This window comes from Chryseolinea sp. H1M3-3 (assembly GCF_029360725.1).
Classification (GTDB): Bacteria; Bacteroidota; Bacteroidia; order Cytophagales; family Cyclobacteriaceae; genus Chryseolinea.
This window is the reverse complement of record NZ_JARKMY010000015.1, coordinates 106,012-132,704: the sequence shown is the minus strand read 5'-3', so window position 1 is coordinate 132,704 and position 26,693 is coordinate 106,012. Positions and strand designations below refer to the sequence as shown.

26 protein-coding genes and 1 other RNA gene are annotated in these 26,693 nt (G+C 41.6%); 18 read left to right on the top strand and 9 right to left on the bottom strand.

Translation table 11 applies throughout. The annotated features are described in order from the left end of the window. The first annotated feature begins 212 nt into the window (after nt 1–212). From P2W71_RS23525 to P2W71_RS23495, 7 genes are all read left to right on the top strand, one after another. The gene (locus P2W71_RS23525) at nt 213–572 is read left to right on the top strand and encodes a hypothetical protein (protein ID WP_276373857.1); all 360 of its coding nucleotides are present in this window, start codon (nt 213–215) and stop codon (nt 570–572) included. Between the two features lie 17 nt (nt 573–589). Beyond that, complete coding sequence (locus P2W71_RS23520) at nt 590–1,135, top strand: YceI family protein (RefSeq protein WP_276373856.1); 546 nt, start codon at nt 590–592, stop codon at nt 1,133–1,135. A gap of 25 nt (nt 1,136–1,160) precedes the next feature. Further along, nucleotides 1,161–1,703, top strand: coding sequence for a YceI family protein (locus tag P2W71_RS23515; protein ID WP_276373855.1), 543 nt, complete (start codon nt 1,161–1,163; stop codon nt 1,701–1,703). A 101-nt stretch (nt 1,704–1,804) separates the two neighbouring features. Next, entirely contained in the window at nt 1,805–2,686 is an 882-nt protein-coding gene (locus tag P2W71_RS23510) for a DUF5777 family beta-barrel protein (protein WP_276373854.1), read from the top strand. Nucleotides 2,687–2,760: 74 nt separating this feature from the next. Then, nucleotides 2,761–4,146 (top strand): sodium:solute symporter family protein, encoded by a 1,386-nt coding sequence (locus tag P2W71_RS23505; RefSeq protein ID WP_276373853.1) that lies wholly within the window; start codon nt 2,761–2,763, stop codon nt 4,144–4,146. Beyond that, nucleotides 4,143–4,559 (top strand): OsmC family protein, encoded by a 417-nt coding sequence (locus P2W71_RS23500; protein ID WP_276373852.1) that lies wholly within the window; start codon nt 4,143–4,145, stop codon nt 4,557–4,559. Before P2W71_RS23505 ends, P2W71_RS23500 begins: the two co-directional genes overlap by 4 nt. A 42-nt stretch (nt 4,560–4,601) precedes the next feature. Then, a complete protein-coding gene (locus P2W71_RS23495; protein WP_276373851.1) occupies nt 4,602–5,786 on the top strand; it encodes an aminotransferase class I/II-fold pyridoxal phosphate-dependent enzyme in 1,185 nt (394 codons plus the stop codon). Between the two features lie 55 nt (nt 5,787–5,841). On the opposite strand, the gene P2W71_RS23490 is transcribed toward P2W71_RS23495, so the two are convergent. From P2W71_RS23490 to msrB, 3 genes are all read right to left on the bottom strand, one after another. Continuing rightward, nucleotides 5,842–6,159, bottom strand: coding sequence for a rhodanese-like domain-containing protein (locus tag P2W71_RS23490; RefSeq protein WP_276373850.1), 318 nt, complete (start codon nt 6,157–6,159; stop codon nt 5,842–5,844). 67 nt (nt 6,160–6,226) lie between these two features. Beyond that, a complete protein-coding gene (locus P2W71_RS23485) occupies nt 6,227–7,081 on the bottom strand; it encodes a class II glutamine amidotransferase (protein ID WP_276373849.1) in 855 nt (284 codons plus the stop codon). Nucleotides 7,082–7,163: 82 nt separating this feature from the next. Beyond that, nucleotides 7,164–7,655 (bottom strand): peptide-methionine (R)-S-oxide reductase MsrB, encoded by a 492-nt coding sequence (gene msrB, locus P2W71_RS23480; protein WP_276373848.1) that lies wholly within the window; start codon nt 7,653–7,655, stop codon nt 7,164–7,166. A 204-nt stretch (nt 7,656–7,859) separates the two neighbouring features. On the opposite strand from msrB, the gene P2W71_RS23475 reads away from it, so the two are divergent. Both P2W71_RS23475 and P2W71_RS23470 read left to right on the top strand, forming a co-directional pair. After that, complete coding sequence (locus P2W71_RS23475; protein ID WP_276373847.1) at nt 7,860–8,363, top strand: YfiR family protein; 504 nt, start codon at nt 7,860–7,862, stop codon at nt 8,361–8,363. Nucleotides 8,364–8,365: 2 nt separating this feature from the next. Next, nucleotides 8,366–10,336: a GAF domain-containing protein gene (locus P2W71_RS23470; protein WP_276373846.1), complete on the top strand. Its 1,971-nt coding sequence runs from the start codon at nt 8,366–8,368 to the stop codon at nt 10,334–10,336. Here P2W71_RS23470 and P2W71_RS23465 read toward each other — a convergent pair. From P2W71_RS23465 to P2W71_RS23450, 4 genes are all read right to left on the bottom strand, one after another. After that, the gene (locus tag P2W71_RS23465) at nt 10,333–11,040 is read right to left on the bottom strand and encodes an ATP-binding cassette domain-containing protein (RefSeq protein ID WP_276373845.1); all 708 of its coding nucleotides are present in this window, start codon (nt 11,038–11,040) and stop codon (nt 10,333–10,335) included. The two genes, P2W71_RS23470 and P2W71_RS23465, sit on opposite strands and share 4 nt — an antisense overlap. 135 nt (nt 11,041–11,175) lie before the next feature. Next, nucleotides 11,176–11,832, bottom strand: coding sequence for a fructose-6-phosphate aldolase (gene fsa / locus P2W71_RS23460; RefSeq protein ID WP_276373844.1), 657 nt, complete (start codon nt 11,830–11,832; stop codon nt 11,176–11,178). A gap of 87 nt (nt 11,833–11,919) precedes the next feature. After that, nucleotides 11,920–12,020, bottom strand: an RNA gene (ffs, locus tag P2W71_RS23455) — signal recognition particle sRNA small type. Between the two features lie 63 nt (nt 12,021–12,083). Further along, complete coding sequence (locus P2W71_RS23450; RefSeq protein WP_276373843.1) at nt 12,084–12,326, bottom strand: hypothetical protein; 243 nt, start codon at nt 12,324–12,326, stop codon at nt 12,084–12,086. 18 nt (nt 12,327–12,344) lie between these two features. On the opposite strand from P2W71_RS23450, the gene P2W71_RS23445 reads away from it, so the two are divergent. The 8 genes from P2W71_RS23445 to P2W71_RS23410 all read left to right on the top strand — a co-directional run bounded on the left by P2W71_RS23445 (nt 12,345) and on the right by P2W71_RS23410 (nt 23,770). After that, entirely contained in the window at nt 12,345–12,911 is a 567-nt protein-coding gene (locus tag P2W71_RS23445) for a GNAT family N-acetyltransferase (protein ID WP_276373842.1), read from the top strand. A 180-nt stretch (nt 12,912–13,091) separates the two neighbouring features. Then, on the top strand, nt 13,092–13,724 hold the full coding sequence (locus P2W71_RS23440) for a sigma-70 family RNA polymerase sigma factor (protein ID WP_276373841.1): 633 nt from the start codon (nt 13,092–13,094) through the stop codon (nt 13,722–13,724). A gap of 85 nt (nt 13,725–13,809) precedes the next feature. After that, a complete protein-coding gene (locus P2W71_RS23435; protein WP_276373840.1) occupies nt 13,810–14,805 on the top strand; it encodes a FecR domain-containing protein in 996 nt (331 codons plus the stop codon). Between the two features lie 48 nt (nt 14,806–14,853). Then, nucleotides 14,854–18,405: a SusC/RagA family TonB-linked outer membrane protein gene (locus P2W71_RS23430; protein ID WP_276373839.1), complete on the top strand. Its 3,552-nt coding sequence runs from the start codon at nt 14,854–14,856 to the stop codon at nt 18,403–18,405. A gap of 15 nt (nt 18,406–18,420) precedes the next feature. After that, on the top strand, nt 18,421–19,986 hold the full coding sequence (locus P2W71_RS23425; protein WP_276373838.1) for a SusD/RagB family nutrient-binding outer membrane lipoprotein: 1,566 nt from the start codon (nt 18,421–18,423) through the stop codon (nt 19,984–19,986). A 139-nt stretch (nt 19,987–20,125) separates the two neighbouring features. Next, a complete protein-coding gene (locus tag P2W71_RS23420) occupies nt 20,126–21,052 on the top strand; it encodes an RraA family protein (RefSeq protein ID WP_276373837.1) in 927 nt (308 codons plus the stop codon). A gap of 29 nt (nt 21,053–21,081) precedes the next feature. Continuing rightward, nucleotides 21,082–22,551: a mandelate racemase/muconate lactonizing enzyme family protein gene (locus tag P2W71_RS23415; protein WP_276373836.1), complete on the top strand. Its 1,470-nt coding sequence runs from the start codon at nt 21,082–21,084 to the stop codon at nt 22,549–22,551. Between the two features lie 103 nt (nt 22,552–22,654). Further along, nucleotides 22,655–23,770 carry a bile acid:sodium symporter family protein gene (locus tag P2W71_RS23410; protein ID WP_276373835.1) on the top strand — a complete coding sequence of 372 codons (1,116 nt, stop codon included), beginning with the start codon at nt 22,655–22,657 and terminating at the stop codon, nt 23,768–23,770. 22 nt (nt 23,771–23,792) lie between these two features. On the opposite strand, the gene P2W71_RS23405 is transcribed toward P2W71_RS23410, so the two are convergent. Both P2W71_RS23405 and P2W71_RS23400 read right to left on the bottom strand, forming a co-directional pair. After that, entirely contained in the window at nt 23,793–24,680 is an 888-nt protein-coding gene (locus P2W71_RS23405; protein WP_276373834.1) for an outer membrane beta-barrel protein, read from the bottom strand. Between the two features lie 231 nt (nt 24,681–24,911). After that, nucleotides 24,912–25,619: a YebC/PmpR family DNA-binding transcriptional regulator gene (locus P2W71_RS23400; protein WP_276373833.1), complete on the bottom strand. Its 708-nt coding sequence runs from the start codon at nt 25,617–25,619 to the stop codon at nt 24,912–24,914. 315 nt (nt 25,620–25,934) lie between these two features. Here P2W71_RS23400 and P2W71_RS23395 point away from each other — a divergent pair. Then, the coding region (locus P2W71_RS23395) for an Ig-like domain-containing protein (protein WP_276373832.1) at nt 25,935–26,693 on the top strand (759 nt) is incomplete at its 3' end.

Sequence of the window (26,693 nt, the reverse complement as noted above, 5' to 3'; positions counted from 1 at the left end):
GTTACATTAGTACTCGAAAGCCAACTATAGACAATGATTATCCCCGGAAGTCAAGGACCTCTGGGGATTTTCATTTTATAACCGTCCCATTCTTTCCTGACTTTCTTTTTAGCACATCCTTTGTTACCTAATTTGTTACGAATGATGGTTTAGAAGTTCCTTTTGTCAACCACATCTTTGCATATAAATTCATTTTAACACTACACTTCACTATGAAGATTAAAATGTTGGCTTGCGCGGTTTGTTTAGGTACTATCGCATTTCAATCTTGTGTAGAACACGATCTGCCAGAACCTGAAATCGAGACTTGCTCTGTAACCATTAGCTTTACCAGTCAGGTAAAGCCGATTATCAATACAAATTGCGCCGTGTCTGGCTGCCACAACGGAGATCTAGGAGCCGACAAAAACTGGACAGTTTTTAGCACGCTTCAAGGCAAAATAGCAAACGTCAAAGATAGGATCAATCGCCCACCAGGTACTCCGGGCCATATGCCAGCTTTTGGTTCCTTAACTCAGGATGAAATTACTACCATTTCTTGTTGGGTCGATCAGGGCGGCCAAAACAACTAGCATTTTAACCCACATATATGATGTACAATAAATTAATAGTCCTTGTCCTAGGATTCGGATGTTTAAATCTTACTGCGAACGCACAAAAGTTTACCACTGAAAAAACTTTTGTTTCATTTTTTTCACACGCTGCTATTGAAGATATTAAAGCGGAGAATACAAAGACTGCTGGTGTGTTCAATTCTGCAACTGGCGACATCGCCTTTTCAGTGCCTATTAAAGAATATGAATTCGAAAAGTCGCTTATGAAAGAGCACTTTAATGAGAAGTATATGGAAACGGAGAAATATCCAAAATCAACTTTTCAGGGTAAAGTGTCAGGATACGATGCAAACGCCACAGGAACACAAAATGTAACGTCAAAAGGCAAACTTACTATTCATGGTGTAACACAAGAGGTAGAAATACCGGGCACCATTGAAAAAGAAGGAGACAAGCTTCTTATGAAATCGAAATTTATTGTAAAGCTGGCTGATTATAAAATTGCAATACCTCAATTATTATGGCAGAACATCGCTGAGCAAGTTGAAGTAACTGCAGATTTTACTTTCAAACCTCAATAGTGTAGGCGGATAAACCATTAATCGGATGATAAGAATATTAATTCTCTGGATAATTCTTCTTCCCCTTGATGGTTTTTCTCAAAAACGTTATACCGCTGAAAAGGCTTTCATTTCTTTTTTTTCTGAAGGTGTTTTAGAAGAAATAAAAGGCACTAACACCAAGGTAAGTAGCATACTTGACCTCATGAATGGGGAAGTCGCCTATCTTTTAAATCCTAAAGATTTTCAGTTTGAAAAGAAATTGATGCAAGTGCATTTTAATGAAAAGTACATGGAATCTGAAAAATATCCACGCTCATCCTTTCAAGGTAAGGTTATGGGTTATGATCCCACCAACATGCATTTGCAACATGTTAAAGCCGTAGGCAAATTGACGATCCATGGCGTAACCAAAGAAGTTGATGTGCCGGGTACACTGCATATTGAGGGAAACACAGTTACACTGCGGTCAAAATTTGTAGTTAAACTTGAAGATTATAATATTAAAATACCACAAATTGTTTGGCAAAATATCGCACAACAAGTGGAAGTTACGGTACACTTTTTATACAGGCCGGTGAGCAACTGATTTATTGTCATGACGTAGATTGAAACTAGTGTTACGTGGTATTTAATTAAATGATGCATAGTGAACAGGTAAAGTTCGGTACGATTAAACTCTTATCTCAAATGAAAAAATTATTACTTCTTTTATTACTCGCCCCTTGTTTGGTTTACGCGCAAGACGACCTTCTTGCAGAATTGGAAAAGGAAACAGGAAAGGAAACTGAATATACATTTGCCACTTTTAAAGGAACGCGGTTAGCTAACGGGCATTCAATCGAAACAAAAAATGCTGGTTCGCTGGAATTTATTTTTGCACATCGTTTTGGCGCAATCAATGGCGGTGCATATGAGATGTTTGGTTTGGATGAAGCGCTTGTCCGGTTGGGGCTTGATTATGGAATTACGGATTGGTTATCGGTTAGCATCGGTCGTAACTCTTTCGACAAAACGATGGATGGTTATTTTAAAATGAAAGTACTTCGACAGAGTTCCGGCGCTAGAAATTTTCCATTTTCTGCTACGGCATTACTAGGTGGCGCTTATAAATTTTCGCCCAAAAAGAATGCTGATGTTTCTCCTGATTTCGAAAACATTGATCGTCTTTCGGGCACCATTCAATTATTACTGGCCCGTAAGTTCTCACCCAACTTTTCATTTCAAATTATGCCAACATTGGTACACAAGAATGCCGTCGTGCAATCTATAGAAGAAAATACCCAAGTGGCATTGGGATTGGGCGGGCGTATAAAGCTGACTAAAAGCGTTGCGATATCAACAGAGTACTACTACAACTTAAGTGAAAAAGAAAACTCTCCATATTATAATCCCCTTGCTTTTGGTATCGATATTGAAACAGGCGGACACGTGTTCCAACTTGTTCTCACCAATGCTGTCGGCCTGACTGAACGTGCTTTTGTGACAGAAACACGCGACGACTTTTTCGATGGAGATATTCATTTGGGTTTTAACGTGACGAGAACATTCCAACTCAAGAAAAACAAATAGACCACTTCAATATCTATTGCAAAAAACAGCCAGTTGTTTAGTTTTAGACTTTTATTCGTCTAAGCGGTTAAACATTGTTACTGTTCTCTATTGTCATCTATCTTTTTCTTACTGTATTGGTAGGATTTTGGGCTTCTCGTAAAGTCAAAAATTCAGGTGACTTCATGCTGGCTGGAAGAAGTTTGCCTTTGATGCTTAGTTCTGCTGCTTTATTTGCAACATGGTTCGGCTCTGAAACCGTTTTCGGTGCTTCTTCTGAATTTTTAAAAGGGGGACTGTATAGTGTAATAGAAGATCCATTTGGCGCTTCCCTTTGCTTGTTTCTCTTCGGATTATTCTTCGTAAGAAAGTTATACAACATGCAGCTTCTGACGCTCGGAGATTTTTTCAAAATCCGGTATGGAAAAAAGACAGAACTTGTAGCGAGTATTTTTTTAGCACCGCCTTATATTGGATACATCGCAGCGCAACTGGTAGCAATGGGATTGATACTAAATGTTGTTGTAGGTATTGACGTTTGGCAAGGTGTAGTGATCAGTGCTTGCATTGTTACGTTGTATACTTACGTTGGTGGTATGTGGGCCATTTCGATCACAGATTTTATTCAAAGCATTATCATTATAATCGGAATGCTTGTATTGGCGATGGTACTGGCGAATAAAGCGGGTGGACCCACTGTTGTGTTAAGTAGTGTACCCCAAGAAAATTTTCAATTCTTACCTCGATTTGAGGCGAAAGAAGTGGTAGGATACGTTGCAGCCTGGAGTGTTCTAGGCCTGGGATCAATTCCTTCCCAAGATGTGTTTCAGCGCGCCATGTCTTCGCGCAACGTTAATACGGCTGTATGGTCGTGTCATATTGCAGCGATTCTTTATCTCACTATCGCGATGCTTCCGCTTTTTATTAGTCTTTGTATTAAGCATTTATACCCTGAGCAATTGCAGGACGATACACAGCTTGTACTTCCGTCTATGGTGATGATGCATACAGCGATGCCGATACAAATCTTGTTTTTCGGATCGTTACTTTCAGCAATCATGAGTACAACCAGTTCGGCAATTTTAGCACCCGCGGCTATTTGTGCGGAAAATATTTTCAAGCCGCTTTCGAGACATCGTTACTCTGATAAGCACTTGCTTTGGGTTACGCGTATTTCCGTTTTGATTTTTAGCGCATTAGCTACCATCATGGCGTGCATGCGTTCGAATATTTACGAATTAGTAAGCGAATCGTCTATCCTTAGCCTGGTTTCTCTCTTCGTGCCACTAACAATGGGTTTATATTGGCGACGATCCAGTAGTGCAGGAGCTTTGCTTTCTATGGTGATAGGTATTATTACTTGGATTATCTTTGAAGTTTATGAAACAGGTTGGCCGAGCTTAATACCTGCAACGATTGCAAGCTTTATCGCGATGTTGATGGGAAGTCTGATTTGGCCAGAGAAACTAAAAAGTGCATGAAAATTGAATTAAATCGATTGAATGATGGGTATCATCTTGAGGCCATCAATGAGCAGGGCAGAACTATTCACATGGATGCCTCACCAGATATTGGAGGTACGAATCAAGGTATGCGTCCTATGCAGCTCTTGCTTGCTGCCATGGGAGGATGCAGTACTATCGACATCATAAGCATTTTGAAAAAACAAAAGCAGCCTTTGCGGGATATTAAAATAACCGTTACCGGTGAACGGGAGAAAGAGGCAGTTCCCTCACTATTTGTCGAAGTGCATGTGCATTTCCGCCTATATGGTGACTTAGATTCCGATAAAGTAAAACGTGCGGTAACGTTAAGCGTTGAAAAGTATTGTTCCGTGGCAAAGACCCTTGAACACAAAGCAAAGATTACGCACAGCTTTGAAATCCTTCCATAACCATCAACACACAATTTTTAAGAATATAATTGGATTATCAGAATGAATACTGAAGAGAGGAATTTTGCAACGGATGCCATACGCGAACAATATGCACGAACTGAATATCGTGAGCACTCCGTGCCGTTATATCTGACATCGAGTTTTGTTTTTGACGATGCCGAGCAGGCACGCGCCATGTTTGCAGATGAAATTTCGGGAAACATTTATAGTCGTTATTCAAATCCCAATACGAGTGAATTCATTGCGAAAATGTGTTTGCTGGAAGGAACAGAAGATGGCGTACCTACAGCTTCCGGCATGGCTGCGATGTTCAGCTCGATGATAGCATTGTTAAAAATGGGAGACCATGTCCTCGCTTGTCGTTCAGTTTTTGGTTCTACACATCAGATTCTAAACACTATATTTCCGAAGTTCGGAATTTCACATACCTACGCCGATATTAGCGAACCCGAGACGTGGGAAAGTAAGATTCAGCCTAATACAAAAATGATTTTTGTTGAAACTCCTTCCAATCCGGCGCTGGATATTATCGATTTGGAATGGCTCGGGAAATTGGCGAATAAGCATAAGTTGATTTTAAATGTGGACAATTGCTTCGCCACACCTTACTTGCAAAATCCGGCAAAGTATGGCGCTCATATCGTTACGCACTCGGCTACTAAATTTATTGATGGCCAGGGACGCGTGATAGGAGGGGTCATACTCGGCACTAAAGAACTAATTAAGGAGATTCGATTTTTCACGCGACATACGGGTCCAACGATGTCACCTTTTAATGCTTGGGTGCTCTCCAAAAGTCTGGAGACCCTGGCAGTGCGGATGGATAGACATTGTGAAAACGCCATGAAGCTTGCAACTTATCTCGAAACTAATCCGGACGTTGCCAGGGTGAAATATCCTTTTCTTCCATCTCATCCTCAGCATGCATTGGCAAAAAAACAAATGCGTCTGGGCGGGGGGTTAGTTACGTTTGAAATTAAAGGCGGGCTGGACCAGGGTAGAAAATTTCTAAATTCCCTTAAGATGATCTCGCATACACCGAACCTTGGAGATACCCGGACTATTGCCATACATCCGGCATCGACGACGCATTCCAAACTCAGCGATGACGAACGCGCTCAGGTCGGAATTATGCCCGGGCTGATCCGGATAGCCGTGGGGTTAGAAGATGTGAAAGATATCATCAAAGACATTGAACAGGCTATCGAGTCGAGCCGGAACTAACGAAAATCTGTCCACTATTAACCTTGATGCATGACTGGCTGGTCACTTTAACCGGTTAGTACGTTGGCATGCTGGGATCAATTTCACGGGCCCATGCAAGGATACCGCCTTTAAGATTGTACAGATTTTCAAATTTATGATTCTTTTCAAGCCATTGTATCATATTGCCGCTGCGCGCACCACTGCGGCAATGAACCACCACTTTTTTGTTGCGATCAATTTTATCGACACTAGAAGGTACATCTCCTTGTGGAATAAGCTCTCCATTCAGATTACAGATATCATATTCGTGCGGTTCTCGAACATCAATCAATTGAAAATCTTCACCGCTATCCTGCAGTTTTTTTAATTCTTGAACTGTTATCTCTTTCATGCTATTTTATTTTTTGGCCTTCAAATATTTATTTTTCTGGCCAGATATGCTATTAAAATATACGATATCAACTCCCACTACGTATCGGCCTTATCGCTACGTTTAAACCTTGGTCTACGATTACAAAATGGTTGGACGGTACCAGCGTCCAATCTTTTTCGTCCGAAAGTTTTTCAGACACCACCAGAATTGCCTTTTCACCTCCGACAGCTGACATCTGGCTTACGCCATTTTCTACTGCATAATGCGTAGCCTCTGAGTGGTAAAGTGTCAGGGGATTTTCTCTCGCGTCGGAAACATATCGTGAACCCACGACAAACAGTCCGTTGGTCACCACCATATTCAGATATGCAGGTTCATGAATACCGTATTGCTTCATCAACTTATTTAAATGATCAAAAGTTTTTTCAAAAGCAAAAATGACGGCGTCAGGCGATATGGAGGTCTCCTTAGAAAGATAATGCAGCAAAAGGGCAAAAATATGTTCTGAGTCGGTTTGTCCTTTTATCCAATTGTACAACTCATCGCTTAGCGGCTCTCGTATTTGACGTTTGATCAATGCGAAATTTTCAACGCCGCCGTTATGCATCATTAAGAGATTCTTGTATTGAAACGGATGGCAGTTTGATTCTGAGACTTCGCCGACACTTGCCGCCCGCACGTGGGCTATAAAACATTCCGTTCTGATTTTCGGCGCCAGATTTCTTAAATTCCTGTTGCTCCAAGCCGGATTGATAGATACAAATGTCACTGGTTCGTAGTTAACATCAGCAACATACCACCCGATACCAAAGCCATCACCGTTGAGCGGCTCCTCAATCTCTCGTGCATTAATACTTTGATTGATAAGCGAATTTTTAGGTTGATATAATAACTTATCAATAATAATGGGAGCACCCATGTAGGCCATTAACCGACACATAGCATTTCATTTTGATCCATATAAAAGGTAATAGCCTTTCATGGATTTAAAAAGAAGGGCGATTTGACGGCGTTGTAAGATGTTACTTCTTCTGTTCAAATTTCAGCGCTGCAGAATTCATGCAGTAACGTAAACCTGTTGGTTTGGGGCCGTCGTCAAAGACATGGCCTAAGTGCCCACCACATTGGCTGCAAATTATTTCGTCCCGCACCATGCCGTGACTGTCGTCTCCGACTTTTAAAACAGCATTCTCACTAATTGGCTTATAAAAGCTGGGCCATCCCGTGCCTGACTCAAATTTTGTCTGAGAGTCGAAAAGTGGCAACTGGCATGCCGCGCAGACATAAGTACCCTTTTTGTGATTATCCCAGTATTCTCCGGAAAATGCAATTTCAGTACCTTTTTCCCTCAGTACCTTATATTGTATCGGCGTAAGCTGCTTTTTCCATTCGTCGTCGGACTTTACAACCTTAAACGTAGGGTTTGCGATCGTTTTCCCGCTTCTCTCAGTTTGTGAACACGCCGGCAAGAAAAGGCCCAGGGCTAGAATAAACATCAATGTATTTCTTTGCATAAACTTATCTTTTGATAGTCAGATGATTCTAATGACGCAATTTAGCGCCAGTTGGTTCACGCAAACAGTCATCGGGTTGACAAAAGTGATAAGTTGGCCAAAATATCACGCAATGTCAGAAATGACTAACTTTTTAATCATTTCATGAAGCCCATGGGCATATTTTTGTAAATGCTGTTCAACAACAGTAATCAAAACATGCTCATGAAAAGGTACTTACTTGTAGTTATTCTTTTGGTCGTTAATTCAGTTGGTGGATTAGCCCAAGCCTATAAGATGCACACCGTTTTCATCTTTAGTTTTACCCGCTATATCCAATGGCCGGATAATTACAATGGTGGAGATTTTGAAATCCTTGTGCTCGGCGATTCTCCAATTGTTGACGAATTAAAATCCATGGCTCAGGTAAAAAAAGTCGGAGACAGAAACATTAAGGTCACAAGAATTAATGCACCATCGGAAATCCGGAAATGTAACATCTTGTATATACCCGCATCGAAATCGGCAGAAATAGCCGACGTATTGGGAAAAGTTATGGCACAATCAATCCTGGTCGTAACTGAAGAGCCCGGCCTCGGAGCAAAAGGTAGCAATGTCAATTTTATTACGAAAGATGGCAAATTGGCTTTTGAGTTAAATCAAAGTGCAGCCCTGAAACAGGGTCTTAAAATTAGCAATGAATTATCCCGTCTAGCGATATTAATTTAATTATGGAAGAAGAAGTTAATAAGAAAAAATCAGGGCTACGTTTAACCATTGGGAATAAAATTCTCGGTGGTTTTCTAATTTTGATTGCGCTGTTTATTATTAATGGTGTTATCATTTTCTGGAAAGGAAATGTGATCGACAATGTTGTAAACAGTTCAAGCCAGGTGTATCGCCCGTCGCAGGATGCCATTAAGGATTTCATTCTAATGGTAACGCGTTCTAAAATGTTGGTAACAAACTGGGTTTACCTACAAACCAACCAGGAGGACAAGAACGCCCTGAAATTGTTGCAGGATAATGAGTATCCGGCGTTGCAGGAGAAAATTACCAAACTGATGACGACTTGGGAAACTGACAGCCAGCGCCGCCAGATGGACACAGTTTTTTTAAAGTTTGATACGCTCCTGAATGTCCAGAAGGAATCGATCATGGCTAATCTTCAGTCCTTCGAGCATTACGAAGACCCATTGACCAAACTATTAGCGGAAGATGCGATTGAGAGCCAGGTGATTCCCAGAACCACCGATCTTATCTCCAGACTAAACCGTGTTGCCGTTACACAAAACGAGGTTACGTCACGATCGGATAGTGACGTGATTGATTCCATTCGAAGTCTTCGGAATTATACTATTATTCTCGGATCCGGTATCATCGTAATTGGATTATTGAGTGCCTTCTTTTTAATGCGCACGATCACTAAGCCTGTAAACTTCTTGAAAAATATCGTTGTGAAATTAGGTAGAGGTGAATTGGTAGAGGAGAAGCAAGGGAACTTTAGTAATGATGAAATCGGAGAGATGGCAGTAGCTATGGATAAACTTGTTGCCGGATTGAAGGGTACAAGCCTTTTTGCCGAAAATATTGGTAACGGTAATTACAATACTCAATTCAAACCACTTAGTGAGCATGATGTTTTAGGGAACGCCCTCATCAATATGCGCGATAACCTTTCTAAAGTTGCTGAGGACGATAAAAAGAGAAATTGGGCAACAGAAGGAATGGCTAAGTTCGGTGAGATTTTACGAACAAATACAAATGATCTGACGAAGCTTTCAGACGAGATCATCAGTAACCTTGTGAAATATCTAAAAGCAAACCAAGGCGCGATCTATATTATTGATGAAGTCAACGAAGGTGAAGAAGCGACGATGACTTTAAAAGCTTGCTATGCATGGGACAAAAAGAAATTTTTAAATCATAAGATTTACAAGGGTGAAGGTTTAGCGGGACAAGCCTGGCAAGAAGGTGATATTGTTTACCTGACCGAAATACCTCAAAATTACATCAGGATAGTTTCCGGACTTGGTGATGCTAATCCGACAAGCGTTTTGATTGTTCCCCTAAAGGTGAATGATCAGATCTTCGGTGTAGTAGAGATCGCATCGTTTAATGAATTCCAGGATTTCGAAAAGGAATTTGTACAAAAAATAGCTGAAACAATTGCGTCCACTATCTCTACCGTTAAGATCAATGCGCGCACGCAACGATTGCTCGAAGAGTCGCAGGAAATGACTGAGCAGATGAGAGCCCAGGAAGAAGAGATGCGTCAAAACATGGAAGAACTCCAGGCAACACAAGAGGAAATGCAAAGAAGTCAGGCAGAAACAGATAATACGTTATCTGCAATCCATGCTTCTCAATCTGTTGCGGAATACAATGTTGATGGTACCCTTACGAAAGTCAATAGCAACTACCTGGAACTATTTGGATATACGCAGGATGAAGTGCTAGGTGAGCACCATCGGATATTTACAACAAAAGAAGATAAGAGTAGTGAAGAATACAGACAGTTCTGGAAAGACCTTGCCAGCGGCTATCCTAAGAAAGGCGTCTATAAACGAATCAATCGCAAAGGAGAAGTAATATTGGTACGTTCAAGTTTTTCAACTATTAAGAATCTTTCAGGGGATGTGATTAAGATTATGGAAATCACTCATAGCCTGTCAGACGCAGCTGTACCACAGCTAGCTTAATATTCTGTAGTGAGTTCAAAGGGAGATTGGGCAGAGTCAAACACTTTGCCCTCTTCGCATTTTAGAACTCTTGCCGGGAATTTTTTAATAAGTCCGTAGCTGTGTGTAGCCATGAGCACAGCTGTACCAGTCTTATTTATTTGTTGAAAAATTTTCATGATCCCATGAGAAACCTCGGGATCAAGATTTCCGGTTGGCTCATCAGCAATAAGAATTTGTGGCTCGTTGATAAGTGCCCTGGCAATAACAATTCGTTGTTGTTCGCCACCAGAAAGTTGATAAGGTAATTTCTTTTCGACTGATCCTAGTCCTACCTGCATTAAAACTTCAGATAGTCTTGCTCTCATTTTCGCGTTATCGTTCCAGCCGGTGGCTTTCATCACGAACATGAGATTTTCCCCGACAGACCGGTCATTGAAAAGCTGAAAGTCTTGAAAGATGATTCCCAGTTTACGACGCAATAAAGGTATTTGTGATGGCTTAATGGTTCGAAGATCAAACCCAACAACAGTCATTTCGCCTAAGCGGAGGGGGAAGTCTGCATACAATGTTTTTAGTAGCGAGGATTTCCCGGAGCCCGTCCTGCCCACCATGAAAACGAACTCGCCCTTTTGAATATCAAAAGAGACGTCACCCAGAATAGTGTTATGATCGTGAAAAATACTCACGCCTTTTACATGTACAACCGGATCAGTAGAAAACATTTTAAGCCTTATTAAAATTTGAACGTCCTAATTTGCAAATTATTTTTCACACCGGTCAGCGGGTGCCTCGCCTTGCTATTAAAAACAAAAAAGCCACAACATTTGCTGTGGCTTTGATTGAAATGTGATGATGAATTAGCCGTTGACTTTTTTGTAGTCAGCGAGAAATTTCTCTAAGCCACTATCGGTCAATGGATGCTTCAATAAACCGATAATTACATTCAAGGGACAAGTTGCCACATCGGCCCCAAGCTCTGCGCATTGAATTAAGTGCATGGTATGTCTTACAGAAGCCGCAAGTACTTCGGTTGCATAGCCATAATTATTATAGATGTTTACAATCTGTGCAATGAGTTCTAAACCATCCGTTCCAACATCGTCAAGGCGACCGATAAACGGAGACACATAACTTGCACCTGCTTTCGCCGCTAAGATCGCCTGACCAGCAGAAAAAACAAGTGTACAGTTCGTACGGATATTTTCACTAGAAAACTTTTTGATGGCTTTAACCCCATCCTTTATCATAGGCACTTTAACGACAATCTTGTCATCAATTTTAGCCAGCTCGCGCCCTTCTTTAATAATTGTTTCAAAGTCTGTGGAAATCACCTCAGCACTTACATTATTATCGACAATGTTACAAATCGCTTTATAGTGAGCTCTAATATTATCGGCACCTTTTATTCCTTCTTTCGCCATTAAAGATGGATTGGTAGTCACACCATCTAAGACCCCGAGGTCATGGGCTTCTTTGATTTCATTAAGATTAGCTGTGTCAATGAAGAATTTCATGTGATCGTTTCAGTTTTGGGTTGTTATTTTGTAAGTTAAAATGACGCGGAATTGAGGGACGTTGGCTGCGACGGAGTTTAAGAATATAAAAATGGCAAATCGAACATCGCACCGCTACAACCGCCTACCCTTGCTACCTTCCGATCCTGGGGGAGTTCAGCAGGAGCTGGTCGTGCCGATTTGCCGCCGCAAAGATACACTTGAAGACGGAGAAAAGGTAATAAGAATGCAAAATTCGTTAGAAATTAAGCCTACTGTACTAGCCCAGAGTAATATAGATTAAATTCCAGGGCACTCCCTTCTTCAAAACCATCAGCATTTAGATCATCCCATATTGCTTCATCGAAAGCTAACTCACGCTGCTCGATGGTGCCATTTGGTAAGATGGTTATTTCAACTCCCTTAAAAACAACTGGGTTTACTTTCACCATAATGATGGCGTGTTCAAATTTTTTTTTAAAATATCGATGGACGATATTGCTGTCTTTGGCCATGAAAGATTATTTAAAATTATGGTAAAGCTTGATTTGCCTTTACAAATTACTACCGACAGATTGATTTTAGAGAAACTAAGGTATGAAGAAGCAGAAGAAATCTTCTACACCTATGCTAGCAAGCCCGAAGCAACGCGTTTTATGTCTTGGCCAACCCACCAATCAATCGACGATACTCATTCGTTTTTACAGTATGCTGCTGAAGGCTGGGCGGCTGGCACAGATTATTCTTATTCGGTCAGACTGCGCGATAATTCGCGTTTGATAGGTAGTTTTGGTATTATCAATGAATACGGGAAGGTTCAATTCGGATATATATTCAGTCCTACGCAGTGGGGTAAGGGATATGCCACAGAAGTATGTAAAAGAATGATGGATATATTGAAATCGCAACCCGCGGTCTACAGGATTCAGACTTTTACCGACGTCGATAACACGGCGTCCGCAAATGTTTTAAAAAAAAGCGGCTTGATTGAAGAGATGAGAAGCGCCGATTATTTTCAGTTCGTCAATCAAAATAATATCATTAAAGATTGCATTCATTTTTCCTTACCCTGCACCACGGAAAATACGGAGGGCAAATGACGATCGTTACCCATACCGTTGGTTTTCAAGCCTCCCATAAAGCATTTCCTTAAAACGATCCTTTCAAATTTTGCGGTTTTTAGCCCAAAAAGTCAAAATCACGCTTTTTTAATACTCAATTCAATCGATTTCGGTAAAAAATACTAATTTTAATTTTCGCAATCACCACGGAAATGGGTTATGCTAGCTAAACCGCTCAAAAATCATAGCCGAAATTATAAAGACCAATCACTGGATGACAGCACCCTGTGGTTAAGTTTTAAGAAGGGCAATGACCTTGCGTTCTCTGTTCTGTATAATAAGTATGTGCATCGGCTCTATAATTATGGTATGCATACATGCAGAAATAAAGAATTGGTGTTGGATTGTATTCAGGAGTTGTTTGCGCTTTTGTGGGACCGAAGAGAAAAATTGAGTGAAGTAACGTGTGTCAATTATTATCTTTTCAAATCCTTTAGACGCCTACTGATGAATCGCTTAACAGTAGGCAGAAAATTTTTGATATCGTTGAGCGATCGGGATGGACATGGGTTTGACTTTGCACCCTCTAAAGAAGATGTACTTATTGAAGAGGAGTGGGAGGTAGAGAGAAATAAAAAAATCAGGAATAGCCTCCATACATTGACCAAACGACAAAGGGAAGCAATTTTTTTGAAATTCTTTAATCAGCTTTCTTATCACGAGGTGGCAGCCATAATGGACTTGCATGTAGATTCCGTCTACAATTTAATCTCTAAGGCAATCGATATTTTGCGCAAAAAACTCAAAGCCGATGCCGTTTTTTTAATCCTGTTCTCTTTACTGGGATTGTGATCACTATTTAAGTGTAAAATTTTTTTTGGGAAGAATGATGAGAAACCAGGCTTACCGCCTTCTTATACAATAACGAGCTATCAGTGTGAAAGATTACAGCCAATTTTCGGTTAAAGATTTTATAATGGATGAGCATTTTCAATCATGGGTTTTTGCCATGGATGAAAACACGGAGTCTTTCTGGCACACTTGGCTTGAAGAAAACCCTGAAAGGCGAGGCGATGTGGAAGAAGCGCGCTCGACCCTTCTTCGACTAAATTTTTATAACTATGATCTTCCTGCAAATGAGGTATCAGCGGTTTGGAATCAAATTCGGAACACTGACTTACAATCTGTTGACAAGCCACGGCTAAGTAAGTCGAGGCTGATCCTCTGGTATAGTTCTGTTGCTGCGGCAGCATTACTCATCGGCATTAGTTCTTTTTTTTGGCCACGAACGCCAACAATGGTAGAATATAGAACGGCATTTGGCGAAACGAAATCCATTACATTACCCGATAGCTCAACCGTTATGCTTAATTCTAACTCCCTCCTGAAATTGCATTCGCAATGGGAAGCGTCTGCCGTACGTGAGGTTTGGCTGGATGGTGAGGCATTCTTTTCAGTGGTACACAAGAAGAACAATCAACCCTTTTTAGTAAAAACAAGTGAGGATGTAAATATAGAAGTGCTTGGAACAACCTTTAATGTTTATCATAGAGATGAAACTAAAATCATGTTGAATTCAGGACAAATTCAACTCAGTCTGCCAACTGTGCAGGAAGACGAAAAAATATTGATGAGCCCGGGAGAATTGGTGGAATACAATGAGAAAAAGTATGTAAAAAGAAAGGTAGATCCTAAACTTTATACAGCTTGGACGGAGCACAATCTGATTCTGAACAGAACGAGTTTACGAGAAATGCTTCATATGATTAAGAACAATTATGGTATTGAAGTGGACGTAAAGGAAAGCCTTCTGGAACAAACCATATCAGGCTCCATGCCTGTAACAGATGCCGAGAGTTTGTTGCAGCAGATTGCCAAAGCATTCCAACTGAAAGTGATCAAAGAGGAAAATCGGATATATCTAAAAGAGTAAAGAGCAATTAAAATCTTAAAACAGTAACCTATAATTAAACCATATCCTATGAAATGTCAGTACTTACTAATCGGCATATTCCTGCTGATATCTTACGAAGCGCTGCCGCAGCACGATGAGGTGTATGCCGCAGCATCGCCCAGGGCGGTCCGTTTGGAATCCTACTCCCTAAAGCAAGGGCTAAAGGAAGTTGAAAAATCGTTCAATGTATCCATTGCTTACAAAGATGAATGGGTGGAGAACAAATTAATTCAGCCGTCCAAAAGTTCTTTTAAAAGTGCAGAAGAGGCCTTAGACATGATGTTAAGGCAAACTACGCTCTATTATGAAAAAGGTGGGGACAGATTTTATGTTATCTACCAAAAGAAAAGCGTAAGGAAACCTATCGCTGCTGAACCTACGGCTTCTATTTCAACGACGCCGTTGCTTTTCAGTTTCCCTTCGGCTTCCACTGGTGATTATCTGGCGGAACGCCTCGCAACACGTCAGCAAAAAAATGAAGTCGCCATTACAATTTCCGGAAAAGTGACCGACGAAAACGGTGCAGATTTTCCGGGGGTAAACGTGTTGGTAAAGGGTACCTCTGTAGGAACATCTACGGATATTAATGGTAGATATTCCGTAGAAGTGCCAGATGAAAACGCTGTACTTGTATTCTCTTTTATAGGATACGCTACGCAAGAAATTACGGTAGGTTCAAGAACCACCATAGACCTGAGACTTGATCCTGATGTAAAGTCACTCGAAGAAGTTGTTGTGACTGCGTTGGGTATTGAAAAGTCGAGTAAAAGTCTGGGTTACGCAACAAGCACTGTGAACGCTGACCAGCTTACGATTAATCGCACTCCCAACATCATGAACTCGCTCCAGGGAAAAATTGCTGGAGTTAACATTTCTGGTCTTGGAACAGGTCCTGGTGGAACATCTAAGATTCGTATTAGGGGTCAGTCTTCTTTTACTGGCCAAAATAACCCGCTTATCGTTGTCAATGGTGTACCTATAGATAATACAAATTTCGGAACAAACCCTACCTCATCTGGTTCGGTTGGAGGAGACAATGCAATTGCTACAAGAGGTGGTGGTGTTACTTCGGATGGTGGAGATGGTTTGCAAAGTATAAATCCTGATGATGTTGAAAGCATGACAGTTTTAAAAGGTGCTACAGCTGCTGCATTATATGGTTACCGTGCGAAAGACGGTGTTATTATGATCACTACAAAGACAAAGGGAGATGGACGTGGTCTCGGGTTGACCTATAACTTAAATTACACCAACGATCAGCCTTTAGATTTTACTGATTACCAATACGAATACGGTCAAGGTGAAAATGGCGTTCGCCCAACAAATCCTAATCCAACATCAGGACAATGGTCTTTTGGGGAAAAATTTCAACCTGGAATGACACAAGTTCTTTTTGATGGCGTCACTGTTCCATATGAGCCTCAGAGAAATCATATCAAGGACTTCTTCAGAAACGGCCAGACGATGACGAATACTTTAAGCATGTCTTCAGGAGGAGAAAAAGGCGGTTTCAATTTGTCATTGGCGAATATGGACAGCAAAGGGATTGTGCCTAACAACTCATTCACGAGAAGAAGCATTAACCTTGGCTTCAACTATTCATTGTCAGAAAAACTCAGCGTAAAAGGAAGCATTAATTATTCAAATGAATATAACAAAAATGCTCCTAACGTAGGAAACCAGGATAACACGATACCGGTGGCATTGTATGCAATGGCTAACTCCATGCCATTATGGTTGTTGAATGAAAAGAAATACAATGCGCAGGGCAATGAATTTGTGTACTCCAGATTTATGAATCGAACAAATCCATATTTCACATTAGCGGAGCAATTCCATAACACAAGACGTGACAGAGTTTTTGGCAACATTTCACTTAGATACGATCTCACGGATTGGTTATATGTGCAAGGTCGTATTGGTCAAGATTATTGGTCACGGACTGAGGATTACAACAATTTCCCAACTGGCCAGGCATCGCGAGCAGCAGCTCCTGCGGGATTTGTAAATGGTATGTATACACAAGACGCGCGTAATTTCCGTGAGCTAAATGCCGATTGGCTTATTGGGTCAAATAAATCATTCGGCGATTTCGCTTTAAGTGTGAATGTAGGCGGTAACCAAATGTATCGCCGTTCCGAACTGAATAGCGTCCAGGTTACCGATTTCGTAGTGCGCGATCTATATACTGTTCAAAATGGACGTGTAAAGGATCCGTTGTACACACTGGGTGAGGAGAAGGTAAATTCACTTTACGGATCTGCCGAAGTTTCTTATAAAGACTTTCTTTTCCTAAGTGCAACAGGGCGGAATGATTGGTTCTCTGTATTATCCAAAGGCAACAGAAGTACATTTTATCCATCCATTTCATTGGGATATGTCTTCCTAGAGAATACATCCGGTTTCCTGAATTTTGGTAAACTCCGCGTGGCTTACGCTGAAGTGGGAAGCAACTCCGATGTTGCGCCTTATTCTACACTTCTTTATTATGGAATTAACAACAATTTCCTGGCGAATCCTTCAGGAGCGCCTCAACCGTTGGGCGGACCAACGTCAACTACCCTTCCTAATCGGAGTTTAAGGCCAATGACTGTTACTGAAACTGAAGTCGGTCTTGAATTGAAGATGTTAAAGAATCGGTTAAACATAGATGTAGCAGCTTACCAGAAAATTACTACAGATCAGATTGTTCAGGCTCAGGTTTCTGATGCTTCAGGGTATGTAGATACTCGCATTAACAGCGGTGAAAGTAGAAATCGGGGAGTGGAGCTGATGTTAAACATTGTTCCTATAGAAACCAGTGATTTTGTGTGGGATTTTACATTCAATGGATCCTATAATATTACAAAAGTACTTAAGATCACTACAGATACCCCGGGTGAGCGTATCACTGTTGGCACGCACGTATTTAATGGCGAACTCAGGCATATCGTGGGCGAGGAATTAGGACAAATCGCCGGATTCGGATATCAACGGAACAATGGTCAGATTATCTATGGTGCCAATGGAATTCCTTTAGCAACATCAACTTTCTTAAACTTTGGAAGTGCGTTACCTAAGTGGGTTGGAGGGTTTACAAACTCCTTGACTTATAAAGGCATCAGCTTTTCTTTCTTGATTGATTTTAAATTAGGAAACAAAATGCTTTCTGGAACAAACTTTAATGCCTACCGCCATGGATTGCATAAAGAAACGTTAGCAGGAAGAGAATCAGGTGTTGTAGGACAAGGTGTAAACGAAGCTGGTGAACCAAACACTGTAGCTGTATTCCCTGTACAACCGTTCTACGAAGTTGTTAGGTCAAAAGGACTTATCGAACCGGTAATTTACAACGGTGGCTATTGGAAGCTTCGTCAAATCACGCTTGGATATGACTTCACTAAATTCTTGCCGGAAAATTTCCCTGTAAAAGGTGTAAGACTTAGCCTCGTCGCAAATAACGTACTGATGTTGAAAAAATGGATTCCAAATATCGATCCAGAGTCTTTCGGCTACAGTTCCGACAATCTTATTGGTATGGAATCCACTGGACTTCCCACCACAAGGAATATGGGCTTCAACTTAAATGTTAAATTCTAATTGGGTAGCATAACTATGAAAAAGCTATTAAACTATAGTCTGTTAGTGAGTTTGCTTCTGGTGATCGCTTCGTGCGAGAACGGATTCGATGAACTCAACACGAGTAAAACGGGAGCTGCTGAAATTGATCCCGTATATATACTTAACAATGGTATTGTTAACGTATCCAGCAGCGGTGGCGCTGGTGGTGGTAGTTCACTAATTTACGATGTCGGCGTTGTGCAGCACATCATTTCTCCAAACTCTGGAGTTCTTACGGGTGCAAACTACAATCAGGACAACCGCCAGGCAACGCAAAGCCTATGGCAAGGGTATTATCGGAATGTGATCCGGTATACGGCTGATGTGATTCACGCTACGCAAGACGATGCCACCAGAAGTAATTTGTACCAAATGGCACGAATCCTTCAGACCTATGCGCTTATGGTTTTAACTGACGCATATGGCGATATACCTTATTTTGAGGCGGGCAAAGGGTACCTCGAGGGTATTACACTCCCTCAGTATGACGCTCAAGAGGATATTTATCCAGCAATCATTCAGGATTTGAAATCTGCAGTTGCTGGACTTAGTGCTTCAGGTAAAATTGAAACCGCGGATGTATTGTATGGGGGAGACGTTGCGAAGTGGACAAAATTCGCTAATTCTCTTATACTTCGTGCTGGCATGAGGTTAAGCACTGTGGATCCAACTTTAGCAGCACAAACAGTTGCAAGCGTAGAAGGTGCTGAGTTGATTTTGACGAATGCTGATAACGCTGTTGTCAGACATGATAATAATTATCAAAATGCCCTAGGCGTAACGTTGAATGGTACGGAAGGTGCAAATTTTTATCTGACGGCACCATTCGTTGATCATTTAAAGAATACTAATGACCCCAGGTTAACTTCTATCGCGGTTCGTTACAAAGGCGCAAAAAGTGGCCCTGAGCAAGCTAACACTGCCAATGGCAATCCTCCAGCTACTGTAACATTAACAAAAGCACCTGCTGATCAAATCGGTATGCCTATGGGCCACGATAACAGTACGATTGGTGCTGTTGCTACGGGATTAGGGCTTGCTAGCTTCTATGATTTTAGCCAAGTAGACCGTAAACGCATGGCAAAGCTAACCGCTCCCATGTATCTTGTGTCGGCCGCCCAAACTCATCTGTTACTCGCAGAAGCAACTGAAAGAGGCTGGATTAGTACAGGCCAAACTGCTGCTGAGCATTTTGAAGCCGGTATTCGTGCCCATATGGAACAGTTAGCAGCATTCGATGCAGGTTCTGCCGTACCTCCTGCAGATATTAATACATATGTGAGTGCAAATCCGTATGATGCAGCTAACTATCTGGAGCAAATCAATACACAATATTGGATAGCTTCTTTCTTAAATGGACCGGAAGCTTTTGCGAATTACAGACGAAGTGGTTTCCCCGCGTTAGCTCCAAATCCATATCCTGGAAAAGAGGTCACCAATATCTACAGACTAACATATCCAACATCTGAGATTTCGGTAAACTCAGCTAATGTCAATGTAGCCATCGACAGAATGGGTGGCGACAAGCTTGACACGCGAGTGTGGTGGGACAATGAATAGATCATTTTTAATAAGGGCAACTGAGTAAGTTGCCCTTATCCTTTTCACCAATTCCTTCACCGGCAATATAGCTACGTAGAAGGGTGACCAAATGGTTTTAAACTTCTTTAGTTTGATACTTTATTTAGATATCATAACCATGAAGCGAATTTTTTTTCTTGCATTTTTACTGACAGCCTCGGGTTTAAGTTTGCAGGCGCAGCACGTAACACTAACGAAGGACCAAATTATTTCACTTACACCGGAATGGAAGGGCGAAAGACTTCCTGATGGTCGTCCTAATGTCTCTGATAAACTTCTAGCGAGATTAAAAAATATTTCTTTGGAAGAGGCGTGGGGCATATTAAGAAACGCTGGATACAACAATCAGTTTGAGGGAGATTGGATGGTTTTGAAACAAGACCAGGTGTTAGTTGGTCGTGCATTGACCGTTCAATATCTGCCTAAGCGTACCGATTATGATAATATCGTTCGTGCGAAAGGCAAGGAAGAAGGCCGTAAGGGAAATTTTAACTCGTGGCCTATTGACATGTTAAAACCCGGTGATGTTTATGTGGCTGATGGTTATGGTAAGATCGTGGATGGTACACTGATCGGCGACAATTTGGGTAATGCCATTTATACCAATTCCAAAAATGGTGTGATATTTTATGGCTCGGTACGTGATGCTGAAGGATTGGAGAAAATCGAAGGTTTCAATGCATGGATAAAAGGATACGATCCATCCTATATACAAGAGATGATGCTTGGTGGCATAAACGTTCCCATTCGCATCGGTAGGGCTACTGTTCTTCCGGGGGATGCCGTACTGGCAAAGAAAGGTGGGATAGTTTTTATTCCTGCGCATCTTGTGGCAGACCTTGTTATCAACGCAGAATTTATAGCCCTTCGCGACCAGTTCGGGCATCAACGCTTGCGCGAGGGAAAGTATACGCCAGGCGAAATCGATCAACAATGGACGGATGCTATAAAAAAAGATTTTTTAAGTTGGCTGGATCAAAATCCTGGAAAATTACCTATGTCTCGTCAGGAACTTGATGAGTATATGAAAAAAAGAACGTGGTAGATGACTTTATTATTGACTAAACAACGCTTATGAAAACACCATCACAAAAACTTCTGGAGAAATTCGGAGCGAAAGAACCCGAGCCGCAACCTGAGTCTCCAATAGAGAAAATTGAAAAAGAAAACCCACGCCGCAGCTTCCTTAAAAAATCTGCGATGGGAGGGATGATGCTTGGAGGTTTTATGTTCAGCTCTCTTGAAGACACCTTGGCTCAGTCAACGTCGAAAGTAAATCGTAATTCAGCTCCTTCCGACCTTAAGATCACTGACATGCGTTATGCCGTGGTTATGAACGGCCACGCAAGATGCCCGGTCATCCGTATCGACACCAACCAGGGAATATACGGTTTGGGAGAGGTGCGTGATGGAGCGTCATACCGATATGCCATGTTCTTGAAGAGCCGTATTTTAGGCATGAATCCTTGTAGCGTTGAAATGATTTTTCGCCGCATCAAGCAATTTGGTTTTCATGGTCGGCAGGCAGGTGGCGTGTGTGCAGTTGAAATGGCCTTGTGGGATCTTGCGGGGAAAGCCTACAATGTTCCTGCATACCAGCTTTTAGGAGGAAAGTACAGGGATAGAGTTCGTCTTTATGCCGATACTCCGCAAGGAGACAATGAAGCAGAGTTCGTAGCGAGAGTTCAAAAAAGATTGAATGAACAAGGCTTCACGTTTATGAAAATGGATTTCGGTATAGAGTTGTTAAAGGGTGTTAAGGACACTGCTTCCAATAGCAATTTCTGGGACATAGGAAGGCAATGGACTAATGAGCCAATGACTTATGGAAGCACAGAGCATCAATTAACGCAGATACAACTTACTGATAAAGGTCTTGAGATTCTGGCAAATCGTGTAGCACTGGTTCGTGAGAAAATGGGATACGATATTCCACTAGCTTCCGATCACTACGGACATTTTGACCACAACAATGCGATACGACTAGGAAAAGCTGTTGAGAAATATAGGTTGGCTTGGCTGGAAGATATGATTCCTTGGAAATTTACCGAGCAATGGAAAACTATTTCTGATGCCATTGAAACTCCGACTACAACCGGAGAGGATATATTTTTAAAAGAGGAATTTATAAAATTGATAGACGCCAGGGCTGTCGATATTGTGCATCCTGACCTTGCCTCATCGGGTGGGCTACTGGAAACAAAGAAGATTGGTGACTATGCGGAGGAAAAAGGTGTCGCTATGGCCATGCATTTTGCTGGAACCCCCGTTTCGTTTATGGCAAATGTTCATTGTGCTGCAGCAACACATAACTTTATGGCGTTAGAGCATCACTCCGTCGATGTAGATTATTGGATGAACCTTGTCAAAACCCAAAAACCGATGGTTGAGAAGGGATTTGCAATCGTTCCAGATTCACCCGGACTCGGCATTGAGTTGAATGAGGAAGTTGTCAAGAAACATCTTGATCCTGAGAACTCATCATATTTCGCTCCTTCACCAGAGTGGGATAAAGATCGGTCGTGGGATAGACTGTGGAGTTAATGACATTAATAAATCAAGTACAATATGTGAAGCAATCCCATAAAAGTATGGGGTTGCTTCATTTTTCGTATTAACCCGAGAACACTAAATTTTTAAAAGGCAAATGCAAAAAACAACCACGAAGTTCGCACTTATTTTTTCTATTATTTTCTTTTTAACATTTCTGGTGTTGACCGTTCAAGATCTGCACGCGTACGCTGGATGGTTTTTGGTGTTGTTTTTTGCCTCCCTGGCGATGTTTTTTCGTGGCTTCGAACTGCTGAAAGGGTACGCATTTACGATTATGATTTTTGCGGCAGTGGCAGCCGCCATGTACTTTCCGCAGTATTTTATTCAAGTCGGAGATTTTAAGCTTTCAAAACTTATTATCCCGCTCATGCAAATTATCATGTTTGGTATGGGCACTACGTTATCACTGAAAGACTTCGGCCGAGTGATGCAAATGCCTAAGGGCGTAATTATCGGAGTTGTTGCCCAATATTCAATCATGCCATTGACAGGCTGGGCCATTACAAAGATTTTTTCTTTTCCTCCTGAAATTGCAGCTGGTATTATTCTCATTGGCAGTTGCCCAAGTGGCTTAGCTTCAAACGTCATGTCTTATCTGGCCCGTGCGAACGTTGCTTTGTCTGTAACGCTGACAGCCTTGGCTACGCTGCTTGCGCCCCTTATGACGCCGCTATTAATGGAGTTACTGGCAGGTCAGTATGTGGCTATAAACTTTTGGGATATGGTAGTAGATATTACAAAAATTATCATTGTACCAGTAGGCGGGGGGTTAATATTTAATCATTTTCTTCATGGGAAATTTAAATTCCTCGATGACATAATGCCGGTGATTTCTATGGCGGGAATAGGATTGATTATTGTTGTGATTACTTCGGCGGGAAGAAATGATTTACTCGTCGTTGGACCCCTCTTGATATTAGCGTGTTTGATTCATAACGTTACGGGATACACACTAGGTTTTTGGGCTAGCAAAGCATTAAATATGCCGGAAAAGGATTGCCGGACCGTGGCACTTGAAGTGGGGTTACAAAATGCAGGCCTGGGGTCAGCACTGGCACTGGCTATGGGTAAGCTTTCAACCGTAGGACTTGCTCCGGCAATATTTTCTCCTATCATGAATAGCAGCGGGTCAACCCTCGCGCTGTGGTGGCGGGCCCGCACAAAGGAAGAGGTAGAGCCTGATGATAAAATCGCTTATGAAAAAGCATAACATGGTTTAATAAAACCGCATACTAATCTTTCGGTCTAGATTGTCGTGTACGTTGACCAGGATATTGTGTTGGTCGATATTTCTTCGTCGTACCTTTTAGTTTCTTCTTTCGCTCTTTTTCGCTCTTTTCAAATTCGATATAGCGGGAAATACCAACAGTAAACTGTGCAAAAAATTCTCTCCGTTGGCCATGAATTTGGTATAGCGATAACTTTGACTCCTGATCTTTTGTATATTGTTCCGTTCGCGGATCAAAAAGCCCATAATTGACTCTCAGATCTACTGATATTCTCCAAAAGTTAGAAGGGTCCCAATCAGATCTGAATCCTGCGCCAGCAAAAAGTTGTATTGGTCTAAAATCTTTTTTTTCTGCAATATTCAAGTTGCTCATTTCTGGTGCGAGCACGCCGTCATACTCAATAGTGTAATTAGGAGGTAAAATAGGATAGACCTCTTGCGGAAAGTCTAGTTTCGTTGCTTGGTGACCTATTGATTCTTTTCCCTGAAGTAAAAAACTGGGACTTATGGATGCCAACGCACTCAATTTAAAAGTAACGAAATGAATGAGATGGATCCGAAAGGATAGGGGTACCGTTAGATATTTCAAATCTATTTTCCTCATACCATCTTGGCCTCCTTGCGTATTCACGACATAAAAATTTTGCCCAATGTTGATCAACCCCGGACTCAGCATGATGCCAAATGTTTCATAGTCCAGTCCAATATTGACGCCAACGGGTGCAAATTTGGCCTCAAACCGTCCTTCATATCGGGGATCCTTTTTGATTCCGTCATCAGAAGTGAATGAGGCGGTCAGGCCAGTATAAATTCCAAACGAAACAGAAGAATGTTGTGCATGAGATTTCAGGCCAATGAATACCAACAATACGAAAAAAGAGGTACGGCTCATGATTACAAAGTTATTCCCTGGTGTTTTAAGAGAACAGCTGTAATCGCTTGGTGGTTATTACATTAGTCAAATACCTGAATTTTACTTTAATGGATGATTTTTGGATGCCTAATCCGCCGGGTTCTAGCTGGATTGAAACAGGGTTCGTCGTTTGGTTCATCGGCATGACCAGCGCAACAAATCATAGCGAAACAAACTTAGATTTAACGGTTACCGGCAGATTGCTTGTATCTACGCCAAATTGTGGTAAACGTTTTGGACGTCATCATCCGCTTCTAAAACCTCCACCAACTTCAGGACTTCATCTTGTTGATTCTCGTCAAGTTCCTTGGTGGTTGTCGGGATGTATTGCAGATCCGAACTTCTGGCCTCGATTCCCTTGGATTCAAGAAATTTCAGCATATGACCAAACTCTGTAAATTTAGTGTATACAATAATTTCTTCATCCCCTTTTTCGATATCCTCCGCGCCCGCATCAATAAGATCAAGCTCAAGCTCATCCAGGTCAAGTTTTGTTGGATCAAATTTAAAAACACCCTTCCGTTCAAAAAGAAAAGCTACCGACCCCGAGTTTCCCATTGTCCCACCATTTTTTGAGAAATGAAGCCGGATGTTGGCTACCGTCCTGGTCGGATTATCAGTAGCACACTCGACAACAATAGGCACTCCGTGAGGAGCATAGCCTTCATAAACTACTTCCTGAAAGTCTTTTTCTTCTTTCGAGGAGGCACGTTTAATGGCAGCTTCAACGCGATCCTTCGGCATATTCACACCACGGGCGTTCTGAATACACATCCTCAGCTTCGGGTTGTTCTCAGGCAATGGGCCACCTTGTTTTACGGCAATGGCAATATCCTTTCCTATCCGTGAAAATGCCTTGGCCATTCGATCAAAGCGAGCGAACATTTTGTGCTTTCGTTTTTCAAATACTCTTCCCATGGAGATTTAATTCTGAGGCTCAAAATTAGAGGAGATAAGGAATTAATCAAGACGAAAAGCGGGGGCAAAGGACTAAAAAGAAAATCCTTGATATCCCCCTGAAAGTTGGGGGGAATGTATAAATTAATGAAAACATTCATGTATTTTCATACATGCATGGGGCGGAAAGAGCAGAATTCGAATCAAAAGACGCCCTGGTTAGGTGAAATCCGCTGTTTTCTAAGAAAAGTCCCTGAACTCTGGGTGTTACATTTAGGAAACTGGAAGCATATAGTTCAGAAAATTAATTATTTTTGACACGTCTATAGTTCAAATATGCTTTTTTTCCGTCAAACATTACTTTCTGTTTGCCTGATACTGCCTTGTGCATTTGCATATGCGCAGCCTACGGCTGGTGATGATGCTCCGCCTGCTGCTATAAACGAAGGAGATGTTGTCGTCATTGATATCATCGCCAATGATTCTCCTGGTTCAGGATTCGTTCTGGATCTAACGTCGGTTGATCTGGATGCATCCACATTAGGAAATAATCACTCTGTAACAACCTCCGACGGGACTTTTGTATATGATGGGGGAGGAAATGTAACGTTTACGCCATTGCCTGATTTTTTTGGTACTGCTACTATTCAGTACACGATTCAGGACACAGAGCCTCAAATATCAGCCCCAGCTTCAATAACAATTCTTGTTAATAACTTTAATGACCCGCCCACGATAACAGGTCCTAGCCCATCGACACATACAATAAATGAAGGGGGTTCGACGGGTGCATTAACTTTTACAGTAGGAGATATTGACAATGCGGTCAACACCTTGAACGTAACGGCCAGTTCAAGCGATGAAACACTAATACCGCTTACAGGAATATTGATTAGTGGCACAGGAGCCAGCCGCACAGTTACAGTTACACCCGCTGCAAATCTGAGTGGTGGTCCAGTCACAATCACGTTAGAAGTAAGTGATGGTGCGGATAGCAACACAGCAAGCTTTACGGTAACTGTTAACGCGATAAATGACGCGCCCACGATAACAGGTCCTAGCCCATCGACACAGACAATAAATGAAGGGGGTTCT